The following is a 16,584-nucleotide window of genomic DNA, read 5'->3' as shown; positions in this document are numbered from 1 at the left end:
CGGGATATTGGTCGGAAAAACATGTAAAAGCATGGAAGTTTATCTCGGATGCAGAAATCAAAGGATTTTGTGATCGAAATTAAGATTTACTTTTTCAAAAAGCAGCTCAATTCCATATACCTACTGAATTGGGATCAGTGCCGTAATTGTCGCAGTTATAGCACATCCAGCTACTACGGATAGAAAAATAGAAAGCGCATCCAAGAAGGAGTGAACATGATGGATCATAAAAAAACAGCCAAAGAAGTATTAAGTGCCGTGGGCGGAAATGAAAATGTGAACAGTGTCATTCACTGTGTCACTCGATTGAGATTTAAACTGAAGGATAATCTATTGCCAGATAAAGAAAAGATCAAGCAGATTGACGGTGTCATTACCGTTGTGGAAAGTGGTGGCCAATTTCAGGTGGTCATCGGAAATGAGGTTCCCAAAGTATACGAAGCTCTTTTGGATACAATGGGAGTAAAGCATGGAGATCAAATGGTTGAAGACGATCAAAAAAATGAAAAAGCGAGCCTATTTAGCCGCTTTGTCGATGTAATTTCAGGTGTGTTTATGCCCGTTGTGGGTGTGCTCGCTGCTGTGGGGATTCTAAAAGGACTATTGGCTTTATGCACATCCCTGGGCTGGATGACTGATCAGATGGGCACGTATAAAATTTTATATGCGACAGCAGACGCTATGTTTTATTTCTTTCCGGTGATTCTAGGGTTTTCAGCAGGTAAAAAATTTGGAGGAAACCCGTATCTGTCTGCCGTTTTGGGAGCAGCGATGGTGTACCCGACCATTACTTCCGCCTTTACGGATAAAACGGCGCTGTCCTTTTTGACCATACCTGTCGTTCTGATTAATTATACTTCTTCTGTTATACCGATCATTATTGGAGCGTTCTTGGCAGCTAAGGTCGAAAAAATGATAAGTAAGTATGCACCTGCCTCCATTAAAATGTTCATAGTGCCTTTTCTGACTTTGGTCATCATATCACCGCTTGTTTTTCTGGTTGTCGGGCCGATAGCAACTATAATCAGCGATGGGTTAGCCAAAGGCTCTATGTGGATTTATCAGTTAAGTCCGGCTGTAGCTGGCCTCGTTCTGGCCGGGTTCTGGCAGGGCATCATTATCTTCGGTCTGCATTGGGCATTCATTCCAATTCTCCTGAATAATGTAGTTACGAATGGTTTTGATCCGATTAACGGTATGCTTTTCTGTACGACTTTTGCGCAAACAGGTGCGGCATTTGCCATCGCTTTGAAATCACGGGACCCTAAATTAAAACCCATTGCCACTTCTGCCACAATTGCGGGTTTGATGGGGGTTACTGAACCAGCTATTTACGGGGTTACGCTACCCGCCAAGAAACCGTTTATTTTAGCTTCGATCGCTGGAGGTATAGGAGGAGCTGCAGCAGGCTTACTCGGCTCAACGGCATATGGATTTGCTTCAGGCGGCATTTTTGGTATACCTCTATTCATTAATCCAAAAGGCATGGATGCAGGTTTCATCGGCTTTATTATATCTTTGGTTGTAGCTTTTGTAGTCGCATTTATTTTGACCTATCTTTTCGGTTATAAAAATGCAAAACCTGCGTCTGAGATTAAAATTGCAGATGAAAACAAAGAAGAAGAAAAAGCGGTATTCAGTCCTCTACACGGTGAATTGATTCCTTTAACTGCAGTAAAAGATGAAGCTTTTTCCAGCGGTGCGATGGGCCAGGGGGCCGCAATTATTCCGAAAGAAGGAGTAGCCTATGCGCCATTTAACGGAACTGTTGTTACCGTTTTCAAAACCAAGCATGCCATCGGGCTTATTTCTGAGGATGGAGTTGAACTGCTCATTCACATTGGAATTAATACGGTCAGCTTGAAAGGAAAACATTTCACTTCCTTTGTATCTGAAGGGGATACGATTCAAAAAGGGGACAAGCTGGTTGAATTTGATCCCAAGGCTATAGAGGATGAAGGATATGATATTACCACATCCGTCATTGTAACCAATACAGCCGTGTACACGGATATTTTAGTTGAAGATCCCAAGGATATTCATGCAGGAGACCGCTTACTAAAGATTAGATAGATTCCAATATTCCATAATAAAAAAGCAAGTTAAAGCTGACGATGACCCGTATATAACAAGGGTTGTCGTCAGCTGTTTTTTAGTTACCTCACACCCAGCGTGTTCATCATCTGCCGGAAGGAGCGCACATATTTATCCGGTGCCAACAGACTAACGATTCGTTCCAGCCCTTTCCTGCGGATAGATTCGCGTTGAGGTACGTTGTTCATCAGGTCTAGTCCTTCCAGTATCGCCTGCAAGATGTCCCCCTGCTGATAAAATTTACCGGTTTCGTTGTGGTCAATGAATGCTCGTACTCCGTCTGAATCAGAGCTTAATACCGGGCAACGACAGGCCATCGCCTCAGCAACCGCATAGCCGAAGCCCTCTACCAGCGAGGTCGATAGCAGGTAGCCGCCTGAGTCGCCAATCATGGAGTAGTACAGGGGCATTTGGGCATGAGGTACGCTTTTAAAACGCTCGATAATGGAGGACATGCCAAGCTGAGCAAGCATGTTCTCGAATTGTATTTTATCCTCCGGCTGAGACAAGGTGTCATCATAAAACATCCAGATTCGAAGATCAGCACGGTTTTGCAGCATCCAGTAAGAAATGTCGACAAAATGCCTCCAGTTCTTGTTGGGCTCCAATCGCCCAACCCAGGCAATAATCGGATTGGTTGGAGGAGTGTTAGGTACATAATTAAATACGCTGGTATCCAGTACGTTTGGAAATACATAACGATTAAGCCATGGACACATGTCGGTAAATAGCTGCACCAGATGAGTTGTATTGGGCAAGAGCACCGCGTTGGCATGTCTCTGAAGATACGGAACTGCATCCGCGACCACCCAAGCAGCCTCTTCGTGAGAACCAAAGCCCTGCGATTCATAGATTAATACCCCCTGATAGCCCAACATTCGCAGTCTGGGGAGCATAGGATAATCCGATGAGACGATAATTGCATCATAGCGGTTAGTAATTACCAGCATTCGAATTTCTTCTTCAGAGGAAGTCATGAATACAGGAATATCGCCGTTCAGGTTTTGCATCCCTGTACCTTGCTGATAATAGAGAAGATGACATTCAATCCCGTCCTGCATGAGCACTTTACAGCGTTGGCGGTTCAAGGTTTCTACGCCGCCGCTCGGTATATAAAAAGTAAATAGAACTTTGATCTCAATAACCTCCTTTGCCAATCACAAGCTCCTATACCAAGTTATTCAACCTACAGGACGGGGTGTGGGTTTCTATGGAAGCCTAGATTGAATTAGCGCATAATTATGGCTAAGGCGAGAATCGTCCGGGGAGCGCTCTGTTGCTTCTCTCGCAAATTCACAAGCTTTGTGTAAAAGGCCTAACTCGTAGCAAGCGAGGGCACCAAGATCATACAGTGTGGCGTCCCAGCAAAAATCCTCTTGCATGTACGTATCCGGTCGTGTTGAAATACGCAGCGCTTCTTCGACCATATGATAGACGGCGGGCCAGTTCCGTGTATGATAGGCAAGCTGAGCCATTTCCGTGTAAGGTTCACGTAAATACGGCGCTTCCGCAATAGCCCGGTATAACCAACGCGTTGCCTCCTGCCATTGTTCACTTGCCTTATAGGCTCTAGAAATAAAGCGCATCGAAGCGCTGCGTTCATCTGCCCAGCGTGCCTGCGGCATGGCAAGATGTTGTTGCAGTGTAGCAATGCACTCGTCCCAACGGCCATGATACATATATTCCCGCCCCAAGTAATGCATGTTGCGGTCATCCTCAGGAAACTCGCGCACAGACTGCTCCAGCAGTGGAAGGTATTGGCTGCGGGACTTGTTCGGATCGGGATCATGATACAAGCGTAGCTGGTCGGATCGGATGCTGCGTTCTTCACCCTTCCCGATATATTCAAGCACCTCGTGAACCGGGCGTACCCAGCGGTAACCGTGACGAGTGTGTATTTTTTCTTTCCAGAACCATGTATAAACGGTATCTTGCCCAGGCTGTCCATGTGTAAAGGCATATAGCATCCGGGTAGTTCCTTCCCTCCAGTTGCGTTCCAGCCGCGACCGCCAACCTTCCTCCCAGACTTCGTCCAGATCCGTACAGACACAAATATCTATATCGTCAGGGACCAGCCGTAGGGACTCATTGCGAGCCTTGTCAAAACGCCAAGGAGTTACCTGGATACGATGCACCTCTGCACCCGCTTCGCGTAGCAGAGAAACGGTATCGTCTGTAGAGCCGGTGTCCGCTACAATGACAACATCGGCTTCACGCATGGTGTGCATCCATCGTTTGGCGAATCGGGCTTCATTTTTGCTAATGGCATAGACAGCTATCTTGTACCGATTCGATTGTTGCATTCCGCTTGCTCCTCCTTTGACTTACTTAAAGATTGAGGGTTGAGTATGGGGGACATCTCTATTGGGGAGGATTCAGGATTGAGCTGAAAAATTGTCGATTATGCAGGACATGCGGGTCGTTGGGAATATACGTGGCAGCTTGCTCGTTGTGCCAATTCGCACGTGTGTAATCCTTCAGCCGAAAATGGCAAATGCATAGCTGGATATGAGGAAACCACGTTTGGTACGCGTCCTGTACTGGGCCCATCGTGTCGGGAGGATTGAGAGTGGTAGCCATGTCGTACCAATAAATAGCTTTGGTAATCTCATTTTTATGCAAAAAATAATGACCTATCCGACAGCATAGATCTGCCCTGGGTGTATCGAAGGTCAAACTATGGAGAGCCGCGGTAATACTTTGCTCCAGCTTGCCCAGTTGTTGCAGGCAGTCGGCCATTTTGCTACATGCACTAATCGCATCCTCTACCCAGCATTGTCCGGTATCCAGAAAATTCCGGTAAGCCTGCACGGCCTGCTCATATCTTTCATTATCTCTTAACTCGTTAGCGTAATAGTAGAGGTCACGAGGAGAGAAGGCATGACCTTGGGCGAGCAACTTCTCATAAATTCGCAGGTTTCGCCCTGGAGAGGCCGTGTGTGTTCTAGTGTGAGTTATGGCGATATCGGCATGTTGAATATTCCCGTCAACGGCGAGGTACTCATGCACGGCTCCATGCCAACGGAACCCGGCTGACCTTCTGATCAAGCGGTTTCGGCGAAAATGTAGGGTGACATTGCCGTGATCATCAAAGGCATAATGATAATTCATAGACACAGAATCGACGGTTGGTACAGCTGAGGAATCAAGGGTTTGCTTTAGCTCAAGCAGCTTAACAGCATCCTGCTCCTTCAAAATATCATCGGCATCAAGCCAGAGAATGTACTCCTGCGTAGCTTGCTCAAACGAATAGTTACGTGCAAGGGCAAAATGATCTACCCATTCAAATGGAAAAATTCGATCTGTAAAGTTGCGACATATGTCAATGGTCCGATCCTGTGAACCTGTGTCCACGATATTGATCTCATCCACAATAGGATGGACCGATTCCAGGCAACGGCCAATGGTATGTTGATCATTTTTGACGATCATGCACAGGCTGATACTGATCAATTGAGCATCACTCCTTTGGAAACCATCTAAGGATTCAGGTCAAACATAAAGTTGGATTTAAAAGAGGTCTGAGTTATAGAAGCCCTGCCGCAATCGCGGCAGGGCATGGATGACAAAGCCTTAACATGCTGTGCGGCTTTGTCGATAAGGTATGGTACATCGCTTAAAAATGATGTGACAGAAAAAGGAGGTTAGAGTCCGGTAGGCCCCGTAGGTCCAGTCGGCCCTGTAGGTCCGGTAGGTCCAATCGGTCCTTCTGGGCCTGTGTCTCCTGTTGGTCCAATCGGTCCAGTCGGCCCTGTAGGTCCAGTAACACCAGTGTCACCCGTAGCGCCAGTAGGTCCGACAGGTCCGGTAGCACCTGTGTCGCCAGTGGCGCCAGTAGGTCCGATAGGTCCAGTAACACCAGTGTCGCCTGTAGCGCCAGTAGATCCGGTAACGCCAATGTCGCCCGTGGCGCCAGTAGGTCCGACAGGTCCGGTAGCACCAGTGTCACCCGTAGCGCCTGTAGGTCCGACAGGTCCAGTAACACCAGTGTCGCCAGTAGCACCGGTAGGTCCAGCAGGTCCAGTAGCGCCCGTGGCGCCAGTAGCACCCGTCGGCCCAGCAGATCCAGTCGGTCCAGTAGGTCCGGTAGGTCCAATTGGACCTGTAAATCCAAGGCCAAACGGCCCCGTCGGCCCTGTAGGTCCAATCGGTCCTGTGTCGCCAATAGGCCCGATCGGCCCGATTGGTCCAGCAGGTCCGGTAGCACCAGTGTCACCTGTGGCGCCAGTAGGTCCGACAGGTCCGGTAACGCCAGTGTCGCCCGTGGCACCAGTAGGTCCGACAGGGCCGGTAACGCCAGTGTCACCCGTAGCGCCCGTGGGCCCGACAGGTCCGGTAGCACCTGTGTCGCCCGTGGCTCCCGTAGGCCCGACAGGTCCGGTAAATCCAAGGCCGAATGGTCCAGTCGGTCCAGTCGGCCCCGTAGGCCCGGTATCGCCAGTAGGCCCGATAGGTCCGGTAGCACCTGTGTCACCCGTGGCACCAGTAGGTCCGACAGGTCCAGTAACACCTGTGTCACCCGTGGCACCAGTAGGTCCGACAGGTCCAGTAACACCAGTGTCACCTGTGGCGCCAGTAGGTCCGACAGGTCCAGTAACACCAGTGTCACCCGTGGCACCAGTAGGTCCGACAGGTCCGGTAACACCAGTGTCGCCCGTGGCACCAGTAGGTCCGACAGGTCCAGTAACACCAGTGTCACCCGTGGCACCAGTAGGTCCGACAGGTCCAGTAACACCAGTGTCGCCCGTAGCGCCCGTAGGCCCGACAGGTCCGGCTGGTCCTACAGCTCCAGCTGCACTTGCTTTAACAAGAGCAATAGAATCAATGGCTACATCAGCAGTGTTAGCCAAGGCATTTTTACTAATAACCAAAAAGGCATAGGCTGCGTTGGCTGGAACAGGAGCTGTTACTTCATATAGGCTTTGCCATGTTCCGTTCACAGCGTCTGGCAATGTGCCTGAGCTCAAATAGGTAGTTAGCCCCGTGCCAAGGAAGCTAAAGGCTGCGTCATAGTAATACAGAAATATGTTAACTTGAGGACTGGACAGGCTTCCTACTTTTGCAGCTGAAAGGCTTAATGTATAGCTTTCGCCTGGTGCAGCAAAAACGACCTGGGAAAGAGATGCATCTACTGCGCCTCCTGCCAGGATCGCACTATAAAAGTTTGTCTTTTTTACAGATAAGTTAGTGACAGTCACATTGACAGAGCTCCAAAAAAGGGTTGATCCGATCTCGAAGTCGCCGTTAGAAACTAGATTGGTAAACAATACACTCATCGCTTTTATACACTCCCTTCACACGTTGTAATGATAGTAGATGCGAATCCATATCCTAGCGAACCGTACAAGTTTCCGAGGGCAGATGTGTATTTTTGTGTTCACATTTCAGACACATTATTTTAAGCTTCTATTTAAGTGACGTTAAGCTGGAGTTATATGTGGGGGATTATCATTAGAATTTAAAAGTGTAGCATAAGGTGCGGGGAGACCGCTCCGCGAAGGCTTTGAGCTTCCGATCGCTGTTGCTGTAGGATTCTTCTTTGATTAGATAAGACATATAAAGGTAAGAATCCTACAGCAAAGGCGAACGCTGGCGCTTCTCCAGCTTCAAATCCTCCGCTTCGCTGCTACCCGCTACTCATGCAACATTTTAGGTGGGAGGGAAGTAGGGGAGCAGCAGGGAGAAGATTACGATAAAAGAAAGGGTGGAACATGTGCTCAAAGTGCAGCAGGTGAGCAAGTGGTATGAGGGCAACCGGGGTGTACATAAGCTGGATTTTGAAATGCAGCGCGGTGAAATTGTTGGTTTCCTGGGGCCGAATGGTGCGGGTAAAACGACGACGATGCGCATGATTACAGGGTATCTTCAACCCAACGAGGGAGTGATTACGATTGACGGTATCCCGATTCAGGATAAGGGCAGACAGGCCCGTTCCAAAATCGGTTATCTGCCGGAGACTCCCCCTTTGTATGAGGATATGTCCGTAAGATCCTATTTAAAGTTTGTAGCTAGTATTCGGGACGTGCCTGCGAGAGAGCAGAAGCTGCGTATTTCGGAGATGATTTCCAGGCTAGGACTGAATGGGCGGGAAAAACAATTAGTCCGCAGTTTGTCCAAAGGGTATAAACAGCGCTTGGGACTGGCAGGTGCGATTATTCATAACCCGGATTTATTGGTACTGGATGAACCGACCTCAGGTTTGGACCCCAATCAGATTTTGGAGATTCGTCAGCTCATTCAGGAGATTGGCGAAAATCATACGGTATTGCTAAGTACGCATATATTGCCTGAGGTGGATGCTTTGTGCAATCGTGTTCTCATCATCCATGAAGGGAAACTGGTCATGGATGGGCGCCCTGACGCGCTCGGCGGTTCGATGGAAGATGGATTCAAGGTGAAGGTGGAGGTCAGAGGGAAGCGTGAACAGGTGCTGGATGTCCTGCGTACTTGGGGAAAAGTAGAGGTTGAATCTATGGCGACCACGCTGCCTCCAGCGAACACGAATCTGACTGCCGCAGAGCCAGATATGACCGGATTGCTACTCACAGGAGCCTCCGGTGAGGATTTTCGCGAAGAACTATTTTATGTGCTGTCTGATGCGAAACTTCCGATTTTGGAGATGAAAAAAGAAAGTCTTAGCTTGGAAAATATCTTCCAGCAGTTAACGACCCGCGAGACGGAAGAAGGTCAGGTCAGCGATCCAGCAGTACAAGACCTACATTCCTCGGATACTGCAGCACCTACGGCCATCACGGTGGAGCATGGAGAAGCTGCGTCCAGCGACGATAAGGCTGAAAAAGATAAGGATACAGGAGGTAATCGGTCATGAGGCGTTTGTTCGCGGTCTGTCAAAAAGAGCTGCAAGCCTATCTGTGGACACCAACGACGTATTTTGCGCTTGCAGTGTACATGCTGCTGACGGGGTTACTTTTTTACACAAATTTTGTTATGTATCAGCCTAGCATTCTGGACTATCGGCTGGTACTCGGTGACACCTTGTCCATGCTGGTGTTCGTCGTCCCATTGCTCACGATGAGGCTGGTTGCGGAGGAATTCAGACAAGGTACGGATGAACTGCTGCTTACCTCACCTGTGAGTGTGACGGAAATGATCGTGGGTAAATTTTTGGCGTCGTTGGGCATGTTGCTCATATTGGTGCTGTGCAGTCTAGCGTATCCGGTCGTGATGTCCTTTTATGGGAAGCTGGATTGGACGCTGGTATTAACATCTGTGATCGGTCTGTTCATGCTTGGCGCAGCCATGATGGCGATCGGCTTATTCGCTTCGACGCTTTCACAGCATCAGATGATGTCGGCGGTCGTCAGTTTTATTATTTTACTTGTGTTCTGGATGCTGGATTCGTTTGGTGGACAGACGGGTGCATCTGCGGCGGTACAGCAATGGCTGGAACCTTTTTCACTAACCGCACGGTTTGACAGTTTCACCAAAGGATTGCTGAATGGAGCCGATGTGATGTACTACGTGACGGTGGCGGTGCTCTTTTTGCTATTCAGCATCCAAGTGGTTGAACGGAAACGGTGGAGGTAATGAATATGAAAAAATGGCTGGGTCATACCAATAGTGTGGTACTATCGATTGCTGCTGTAGGGATTTTTATTTTATTGACGTTATTTCTGCGGTCGTTAGGTGGCTTTCAACTGGATCTGACGGCAGGCAAGCAGTATACGCTGTCTGACCAAACGTTGACGACCATCCAGGGTGTAAAGGAAGACGTACGGCTCATTGCTTTTACCGTATCCACTTCACAAAATCAGAAGCTGAACCGGGATGTTACGGATATGCTGAATGAATACGCCAAGCGTAACAACAAGCTCAAGGTCGAGCAATACGATCTGAATCAGGAACCGATACTGGCCAAGCAATATGGTGTTACTGCAGCGTCTATTGTGTTGGTGCAGGGGGAGAAGAAGCGGGTTATAGATATTGGGAGTCTATTTACGCAAGCTCAGGGGAGTGGCGAAGGGGCATACCAATTTACCGGGGAAGAAAAGCTGACTAGTGGACTGTTGGGATTATCATCTACCCGTCAAGGGAAAGTAGCCTTTCTAACTGGACATGAGGAAATCCCATTGTCCCAAATGACTGAATTAAGTAGCTCACTGTCACAAGATAATGTGAAAACAGAGGAAGTTCAGCTCAATCAGGCGGGGAGCGTGCCCAAATATGCGTCTGTATTGGCTATTGTCGGACCAGAACGTGATATCAGTGCAACGGAACTGAAGAGTATTCGTACGTATCTGAATGATGGCGGAAAGCTTTTTATGGCACTAGGCTTTCACCCGAACATGGGGTCCGATTGGAAAAACCTTGATGCATTAGCGGCTGATTATGGAGTGAAGGACACTCATGCCATCGTGGTGGATCAGGAACAGACGAATACACTTGGACCTCTATGGACGGTTCCTACCTTCGGCAGTCATGCGATCACCGACAAGTTGGCGGCTTCCAATCTGTACCCGGTTCTTTCACTGTCTATTGCTTTGCAGGCAGGAGAGCAGAAGGATTGGAAGACGACGCTTTTGATGAAATCTTCTGCAGCCAGCTATGGCGAAACGAATATCCAAGGGCTGCTGAACAACGAAACGCAGAAGGATGACAAGGACCCGCAGGGGCCGCTGAATCTCGGTTATGCGGTAGAAGGGAAAGACGGCAAGCCCAAAGCCGTTATTCTCGGAACGTCTGCCCTTTTAAGCGACACTGAGATCAACACAGGAGGCAATCGAGACTTTGTGCTGAACAGTCTGAATTATGTGCAGGAACATTCTGATGGGCTTACCATTCGTCCTCGTCAGGAGCAGGATTATAAGGTAGCTTACTTGACTCCTGCACAAGCAAAAACGATATTGACCATATCTGTCATCGGATTGCCGTTGCTATTCGCGGTCATCGGAATCTTATTATGGTGGAGGCGAAGAAGAGCATGAGAAAATGGATACCCACAGTGCTACTGTTAGTTGTATTGGGAGCGGGTATAATCTATGCAAAGAGCCAAAACTTCTTTCGTGAACAAGCGCCGGCGGCTCGCCAGCTGGTTCAGCTTACGCAAGAGAATATTACGTCTTTCGCGATCACAGGAAAGGACGGCAAGTCGGTGGAACTTGAACAACATGATGGTCAATGGAGTATGAGCAAGCCACGGACTTACCCGCTAAACCAATATACAATAGACAATTGGCTAGCAGCGATTCAAAATGTAAAGTTGGGTGAAGTGGTGGAATCTTCCCCTACAGACGTAGCCAAATATGGGATCAGCGCTACCCATGATCAGATTGAGATTAAGACCAAGAAGGGGGACGTTCGTACCTTTGCCTTCGGTGAAACGTTGCCTTCCGGAGATGCTGTTTATGTATTATCAGACAAAAAAGAGATAGCTTCTGTACCTATAGATACACTTTCAGGGTTGTTGCTGGGTGCTGATGATTTTATAGATACAACGCCGTTCGATTGGGACGATACCAAGCTGAGCGGAATAGAGTGGGAAGGCCAAAATTCTTCATGGATGCTCAAATCCTCCGGTAACAGCGGAACCGGAGACAGTGCGTCCACATCTTGGACGCTGAACGGAAAGTCAGTAGCCAATGACACGGCGACTTCCCTCTCGCAGCAAATCAAAAACTTGGCTAGCAGTCAGGCCTTGCGCAAAGCCTCCGAGCTGAGCAAGCCTGTTCACCGCTTTACGCTGAGTATATCGCTGGGTAAGGATGATTCCCAGCTGGTCTATCAGGGCTGGACGCTTAACGATGATCCAGATACCGTATGGGTTGTGCCGCCACAAAGTAACTGGGCTTATGGTCTGTCAGTATCTGACGTGAACCGTACTGAACAGAATGGCCCCGACCAAGCTCAGACTGGAAAATAATCATTAGAAATTAAATTAGCTGCACAAAGAGGCTCCAACGGCGGATGATCGTCGTCTGGAGCTTCTTTGTGTTCGTTATTCGTCAGGTTTGCTGCTTTTGGAAGAAGAGCTGTTATTGTCGTTTAAATCTTGGATAACCTGAATCAGCTCATGAAGTGAGAGATCCAGCTTATCCAGCTTTTCTTCCATCGTGTGCAGGATGTGCCGCAACAAAATAAAACAAAGTCCAGCCGGAAAGCCTACGTTGGTAACCAGAGAAAGAGCATCATCCATTTGCAATGTATTCCCTCCTTTTTAGCCATATATAAAGGAAGGTAAATTAAAAGAACCATATACAACTGCATGTAAAAATAGTATAATAAATAAGAACAAATGTTCTGTTTTGGTTGTAAAATAGGTTTGCAAATTACCCTATAGTATGAGGATTTAGAAAAAGTCAAATCCAAAGAGAAAGGGTGATTTACAATGGATAAGTCTCAGCTAACATTGGTGGAACAATATCGAAAGAAGCTGTACCGCATTGCCTGGAGAATCCAGTATCGTGCTCGGGTACAAACCAATCATGAATTTGTAATGGAAAAGAACGAAGCCGTCAGCGCCCCATCTTTTACAGAATCTTCAAACTCTAATATGTACACACTACAGCTTATCAACTCTCTATCTTCTGAGATCGGAAAAATGATCATCTTTGACCTTTACATACTAGACAAAACCGAAGCACAGATTGCAAAAGAGTTAAAGCTATCCCAACAGGCGGTGAATAAATGGAAAAAGAAAATGCTCAAAGAGTTATTTCGGATGCTGAGTTCGTCCAATTGCTAAAATTAGTACGAAGTGGAGATCAGGAGGCCATGTGTAGGATACTTCAATTGTTCGAGGAAGACATTCAAAAGACTAGTCGGTATATTCGTATGTCCCGTGAAGATGCTGTCCAAAGCATTGTGACTGATTTTATAGAAGAACTGCAACAAGAGTTAAAGACAGTAAAAAGTGGACAATGGATATAGCCTTGGCTATCCTTATCCGTAGATTTACTTATTTAACGGAGGGCTTATAAGTTTATGAGTGATAACAGGGCTTCTTTTGAAAAAAGTATGAAGATGTACCCAGTCAACAGTATTCGTTCCAATGTCATCATTCTTGTTTCATTACTGTTAGATCTTTTTCTAGTTGTCCCCTTAGTGGGAAATCCATACATTGCAGTTTACGTTTATGTACTGTTGCCACCGATTGTTATGATAAACATTTGGGCCCTTGTACTGGTCATCATGCCACGCAAATTGCAGTTGAATTACATTTTATTCCGTGGTGTATTTGGTTTGGTTTGTTCTATTGGCTTCATGATCATGACACAAAAGTTTGCTTATGGCATGTTGGATCTGGATACTCCATGGTATTTTGTAGGTTCTTTTGCCCTTTATGGAGTGGCCTTGTATTACTTTATAAAATATAATTTAACGAAATTCAAAGATCCTTCAAATCATAAGAAGAAACCAAAGTTTAAGGAAAAAAACAAAAGAGCGCCTGTAGTAACTATCACCACATTTACTGGGGCTGGTTATCTGATAGCTAATGTTTCCCTCGGATTCGCTACACAACAATTAGTTGCCACAGTATTGATAAGTGTATACTCGATGCTGGCATGTGTTCTTTTTCATTTTATTATGGATATACACCACTACTATTGGCTTCATAAGCTGAGGAATCAGACAACGGATTGAACACAACGAATGCCTTACAAAGTATTATTTCTATCAAGATGTTTTGTAATGAAAAAAAGCCTGCAAACGCCCCAACTATAATGGGGGTTTGCAGGCTTTTTAGGTTGTAGATTTATTTAGTCAACATACTTGTTGCCGTCAGCATCAATATAAATGGATTGAACAGCTGTGCGGCGGTACGGATATCCAGCCTCTGTGGTGCCGCTAATTTCATAGGTTACAGAATAGATGCCGGGCTTGTCCGCTTTGGATAGCTCAATTTGTCCGGTAGGGTTAACGTTTTTTTGCTGTACCGTCAAACCTTTGGATGTAGAAGTGACTCCTTGCTGCGGATCACCATAATATTGAACTTGGTAGGTGACTTGTGTAACACTGTTCGGGGAATCCTGTGGTTTCAAATTTAGCTTCGGGCCCACTGCATTTAAATTGTATTTCAGCTCAGGAACTTGAACAGCCTGGTAACGTGCAATCAGGAGATACGCTCCATTATCAGGAACCGTGACGTTCAGTTTATAGGTGCCCGGTTTTGGATTTTGAATGACGGCGTTATGATGCCAGGCACCAGCAAAAATATCGTCATCATAGCCTGCTTTCAGATTAATAATTTCACTAGTACCGTCAGGCTTGGTTAGTTCCAGTTTACTCACACGTTTATCGCTGATCCAGTCCAGATCAATGGATTTTACACCATTTTCAACAGTGAGGGTTTGTGAGGCTTTTCCATTATAATCGCCGCCTCGGATAAAATATGAATTATCGATCTCGCTATAGGTGGATTGTGAAGCAGAAGCAGTCAGGGAAGATGCTGAAAGTGCCTCAGTTTCCTGATTCAATGCTGGAGTGTTCGCTTGGAGGTAGGGTTGGATCAGGGAGAAGACGTAAGAACCAGTGCGAACCTTGGCATGATCCCAAGATCCGACTTTAACTACACGTCCGCCGGGAAGCTTAGCGTTGTCGACTGTGACCACTCCATCATTCTTACCAAAGGAGGAGAGGTAAAGTCCGCCCAGTATGTAGGAAGCAGTGCCGCCAGACCAGTTATCACCAGCAAACGTGAAGAATGGAACTGTAGTCGCATTACTAAGTGAATCGGTCTTGGTTCGGAAATACTTCATATAAGATGTTTGTAAAGTGGAGGTACCGGGATTTTGTGACCCGACGATATCTGCCAGCCATCCGGCCCAGCTACTGTAGGCGAGATCTGCAAGTTGTGAACCATGATGAGGACTGCTGAGGGTGATGACACGTTGTACATAAGGAGCGGCTCCGTTATATACGAGAGCGGTTTGAGTATCCACTCCACCTTTGCTGTGGGCGATGACGATAAGCTTTTTTCCAAAGTGATTGCTGATGACCTTAATTTTGTCGGCCAGAAGCTTACCATTGTCCCACATATCTTGGGATGTGCCAGTTGTATCGTACAGATTAATGGTGGCTGTCTGGTATCCGGCGTCACGTGCGCGCTGAAGCATATCGTTATCATTCTTGGTCCAGACTTCAGCGCTACTGTTCAAACCATGTACGAACAATAGTGCGGGCTTGGCTGGATCAACGCGATTAGGTGGTGGACCTTCTGCCCAGCTTCCGGCGGGATCTTTTGGGGGTTGGGGTGTAGTGGAGCCTGCAAAAGCGCCAACGGGAACAAGAGTAACTGATAACAAAAAAATGAGCATCAAAACGGTGATCTTTTTCAAACTGAAAATCCTCCTTTGTAAAATAAAGTATTTTTCAAGCTTATTATACATGCCATCTTGTGGTAAATCATCAATTGTATTTCATATTTACATTAAAATTTTATTTTTTTAGTCATTTTTTAGTCAGGATATCCCTATGATTCATAGCGCATGATAATCTCGTCACACATTTTATAATGTATGGAGGATGAGTTCATGCCAGGAACTAAGAAGGTCATCAGTTTTACGATTTCTGCTGCTTTACTCGCCAGTATGGCTGCTTTGACCGGGTGCGGAAATGCCGATCATAACGTTCGTACGAACAGTACACGCTATAACGCGCAAAGCACACATCATATGGATGGTGTGAACCGTTATGGTATGGATGGTGTCAATCGTTATGGGGTTAAGTCCAATGGTATGGACGGGATGGCATTGAATGAAAATGCCAACCGAACCGGACATCCAGTCCGTAATCTGCAAGTCGATCGCAATTTGTCCAAACGTATATCCGAGATGCCGGATGTAAAGTCTGCGACAGTGCTGGTCGGTGAACGACATGCCTATGTAGCCGTTTCCTTGAAAGACCAAGCTAACGGAACAGGTGTTGGTGCTCCAAGTGTTGACGGTACTCCAAGTGCAAATAGTATTGGACGTAACGGGAATGTACCGAGTGTGAATGGCGTTAATGGTACTAGAGGAAACCGTACTACGGATACTACAACGCCTGGAATGACAGACAATGGAGTAACCGGGAATGGAACACCTGCGCGTCGTGATGACGGTTTATTCGGTACGATGGGTACAGGCTCGTACGGTATGTTGCGTGGCTTGACGGACAACAATCGCGCAAATACCGGAAACACCACCATCGAGGGAGCAAGAACTGCATATGAACCAAGTGATGCAGTCAAGAGCCGTATCGCTAATAAAGTGAAGCAATTTGCGCCTTCGATTGAACAGGTGTATGTATCCGCTAACCCGGACTTTGTTAAACAAGCCACTGACTTTACACACAGTGTGCAAAATGGTCATCCGATTAGAGGCTTGAGCAATGAAATGGTGGACGTGATTGAACGTGTATTCCCAACTCCGGCGGCTGGTACAAACCGTCCAATGGAAAATACAGCACCCACACGCCCACAAAATCATACGCCCGCGCCAATGAATCATCGCTAATTCAAACCCTATAAGTGTGTGCAATGCCAAAGAAAGA

Annotated in this window: 15 protein-coding genes; 9 read left to right on the top strand and 6 right to left on the bottom strand. The window is 46.9% G+C overall.

Features of this window, described 5'->3' with window-relative positions; all coding sequences use genetic code 11:
- Positions 1–219: 219 nt before the first annotated feature.
- Complete coding sequence (locus ACM1ND_RS21275) at positions 220–2,073, top strand: beta-glucoside-specific PTS transporter subunit IIABC (protein WP_209943715.1); 1,854 nt, start codon at positions 220–222, stop codon at positions 2,071–2,073.
- 83 nt (positions 2,074–2,156) lie between these two features.
- Here ACM1ND_RS21275 and ACM1ND_RS21270 read toward each other — a convergent pair whose 3' ends face one another.
- The 4 genes from ACM1ND_RS21270 to ACM1ND_RS21255 form a co-directional block, all read right to left on the bottom strand.
- Positions 2,157–3,251, bottom strand: a complete 1,095-nt coding sequence (locus ACM1ND_RS21270) for a glycosyltransferase family 4 protein (RefSeq protein ID WP_076264918.1) — start codon at positions 3,249–3,251, stop codon at positions 2,157–2,159.
- 51 nt (positions 3,252–3,302) lie between these two features.
- Positions 3,303–4,397: a glycosyltransferase gene (locus tag ACM1ND_RS21265; protein ID WP_418026543.1), complete on the bottom strand. Its 1,095-nt coding sequence runs from the start codon at positions 4,395–4,397 to the stop codon at positions 3,303–3,305.
- A gap of 58 nt (positions 4,398–4,455) precedes the next feature.
- Positions 4,456–5,547, bottom strand: coding sequence for a glycosyltransferase (locus ACM1ND_RS21260; RefSeq protein WP_069080661.1), 1,092 nt, complete (start codon positions 5,545–5,547; stop codon positions 4,456–4,458).
- 191 nt (positions 5,548–5,738) lie between these two features.
- On the bottom strand, positions 5,739–7,370 hold the full coding sequence (locus ACM1ND_RS21255; RefSeq protein WP_418026542.1) for an NTTRR-F1 domain: 1,632 nt from the start codon (positions 7,368–7,370) through the stop codon (positions 5,739–5,741).
- 437 nt (positions 7,371–7,807) lie between these two features.
- Between ACM1ND_RS21255 and ACM1ND_RS21250 the strand changes: the two genes are divergently transcribed.
- The 4 genes from ACM1ND_RS21250 to ACM1ND_RS21235 are packed head-to-tail and all read left to right on the top strand — an operon-like array spanning position 7,808 to position 11,974.
- Entirely contained in the window at positions 7,808–8,923 is a 1,116-nt protein-coding gene (locus tag ACM1ND_RS21250; RefSeq protein WP_049828415.1) for an ABC transporter ATP-binding protein, read from the top strand.
- Entirely contained in the window at positions 8,920–9,642 is a 723-nt protein-coding gene (locus ACM1ND_RS21245) for an ABC transporter permease (protein ID WP_028541495.1), read from the top strand. The genes ACM1ND_RS21250 and ACM1ND_RS21245 overlap by 4 nt, the downstream gene beginning before the upstream one ends.
- Positions 9,643–9,647: 5 nt before the next feature.
- Positions 9,648–11,039: a GldG family protein gene (locus ACM1ND_RS21240; protein ID WP_071558320.1), complete on the top strand. Its 1,392-nt coding sequence runs from the start codon at positions 9,648–9,650 to the stop codon at positions 11,037–11,039.
- The gene (locus tag ACM1ND_RS21235) at positions 11,036–11,974 is read left to right on the top strand and encodes a DUF4340 domain-containing protein (RefSeq protein ID WP_103744926.1); all 939 of its coding nucleotides are present in this window, start codon (positions 11,036–11,038) and stop codon (positions 11,972–11,974) included. Before ACM1ND_RS21240 ends, ACM1ND_RS21235 begins: the two co-directional genes overlap by 4 nt.
- Positions 11,975–12,049: 75 nt before the next feature.
- On the opposite strand, the gene ACM1ND_RS21230 is transcribed toward ACM1ND_RS21235, so the two are convergent.
- On the bottom strand, positions 12,050–12,253 hold the full coding sequence (locus ACM1ND_RS21230; RefSeq protein ID WP_023990072.1) for a hypothetical protein: 204 nt from the start codon (positions 12,251–12,253) through the stop codon (positions 12,050–12,052).
- Positions 12,254–12,439: 186 nt separating this feature from the next.
- On the opposite strand from ACM1ND_RS21230, the gene ACM1ND_RS21225 reads away from it, so the two are divergent.
- Genes ACM1ND_RS21225 through ACM1ND_RS21215 form a run of 3 tightly spaced genes read left to right on the top strand, consistent with a single transcriptional unit; the run spans position 12,440 to position 13,695 of the window.
- Positions 12,440–12,796, top strand: coding sequence for a hypothetical protein (locus tag ACM1ND_RS21225; RefSeq protein WP_025719486.1), 357 nt, complete (start codon positions 12,440–12,442; stop codon positions 12,794–12,796).
- Complete coding sequence (locus ACM1ND_RS21220) at positions 12,739–12,981, top strand: helix-turn-helix domain-containing protein (protein WP_071642683.1); 243 nt, start codon at positions 12,739–12,741, stop codon at positions 12,979–12,981. The genes ACM1ND_RS21225 and ACM1ND_RS21220 overlap by 58 nt, the downstream gene beginning before the upstream one ends.
- Positions 12,982–13,035: 54 nt before the next feature.
- Positions 13,036–13,695: a hypothetical protein gene (locus ACM1ND_RS21215; protein ID WP_418026541.1), complete on the top strand. Its 660-nt coding sequence runs from the start codon at positions 13,036–13,038 to the stop codon at positions 13,693–13,695.
- A gap of 116 nt (positions 13,696–13,811) precedes the next feature.
- Here the strand turns inward: ACM1ND_RS21215 and ACM1ND_RS21210 are convergent, their stop codons facing one another.
- On the bottom strand, positions 13,812–15,389 hold the full coding sequence (locus tag ACM1ND_RS21210) for an esterase/lipase family protein (RefSeq protein ID WP_023990069.1): 1,578 nt from the start codon (positions 15,387–15,389) through the stop codon (positions 13,812–13,814).
- A 195-nt stretch (positions 15,390–15,584) separates the two neighbouring features.
- Between ACM1ND_RS21210 and ACM1ND_RS21205 the strand changes: the two genes are divergently transcribed.
- Positions 15,585–16,547, top strand: coding sequence for a YhcN/YlaJ family sporulation lipoprotein (locus ACM1ND_RS21205; protein ID WP_028541499.1), 963 nt, complete (start codon positions 15,585–15,587; stop codon positions 16,545–16,547).
- The last annotated feature ends 37 nt before the right edge of the window (positions 16,548–16,584 follow it).

The sequence above is a fragment of the Paenibacillus sp. JJ1722 genome, assembly GCF_048282685.1.
GTDB classification, from domain to species: domain Bacteria; phylum Bacillota; class Bacilli; order Paenibacillales; family Paenibacillaceae; genus Paenibacillus; species Paenibacillus polymyxa_B.
This window is presented reverse-complemented; position numbering and strand designations above follow the sequence as displayed.

Excerpts from the sequence above, each read along its gene's own strand:
- ACM1ND_RS21275 (WP_209943715.1), top strand. The coding sequence starts at position 220 with ATGGATCATAAAAAAACAGCCAAAGAAGTATTAAGTGCCGTGGGCGGA.
- ACM1ND_RS21265 (WP_418026543.1), bottom strand. The coding sequence starts at position 4,397 with ATGCAACAATCGAATCGGTACAAGATAGCTGTCTATGCCATTAGCAAA.
- ACM1ND_RS21255 (WP_418026542.1), bottom strand. The coding sequence starts at position 7,370 with ATGAGTGTATTGTTTACCAATCTAGTTTCTAACGGCGACTTCGAGATC.
- ACM1ND_RS21245 (WP_028541495.1), top strand. The coding sequence starts at position 8,920 with ATGAGGCGTTTGTTCGCGGTCTGTCAAAAAGAGCTGCAAGCCTATCTG.
- ACM1ND_RS21240 (WP_071558320.1), top strand. The coding sequence starts at position 9,648 with ATGAAAAAATGGCTGGGTCATACCAATAGTGTGGTACTATCGATTGCT.
- ACM1ND_RS21235 (WP_103744926.1), top strand. The coding sequence starts at position 11,036 with ATGAGAAAATGGATACCCACAGTGCTACTGTTAGTTGTATTGGGAGCG.
- ACM1ND_RS21225 (WP_025719486.1), top strand. The coding sequence starts at position 12,440 with ATGGATAAGTCTCAGCTAACATTGGTGGAACAATATCGAAAGAAGCTG.
- ACM1ND_RS21220 (WP_071642683.1), top strand. The coding sequence starts at position 12,739 with ATGGAAAAAGAAAATGCTCAAAGAGTTATTTCGGATGCTGAGTTCGTC.
- ACM1ND_RS21215 (WP_418026541.1), top strand. The coding sequence starts at position 13,036 with ATGAGTGATAACAGGGCTTCTTTTGAAAAAAGTATGAAGATGTACCCA.
- ACM1ND_RS21205 (WP_028541499.1), top strand. The coding sequence starts at position 15,585 with ATGCCAGGAACTAAGAAGGTCATCAGTTTTACGATTTCTGCTGCTTTA.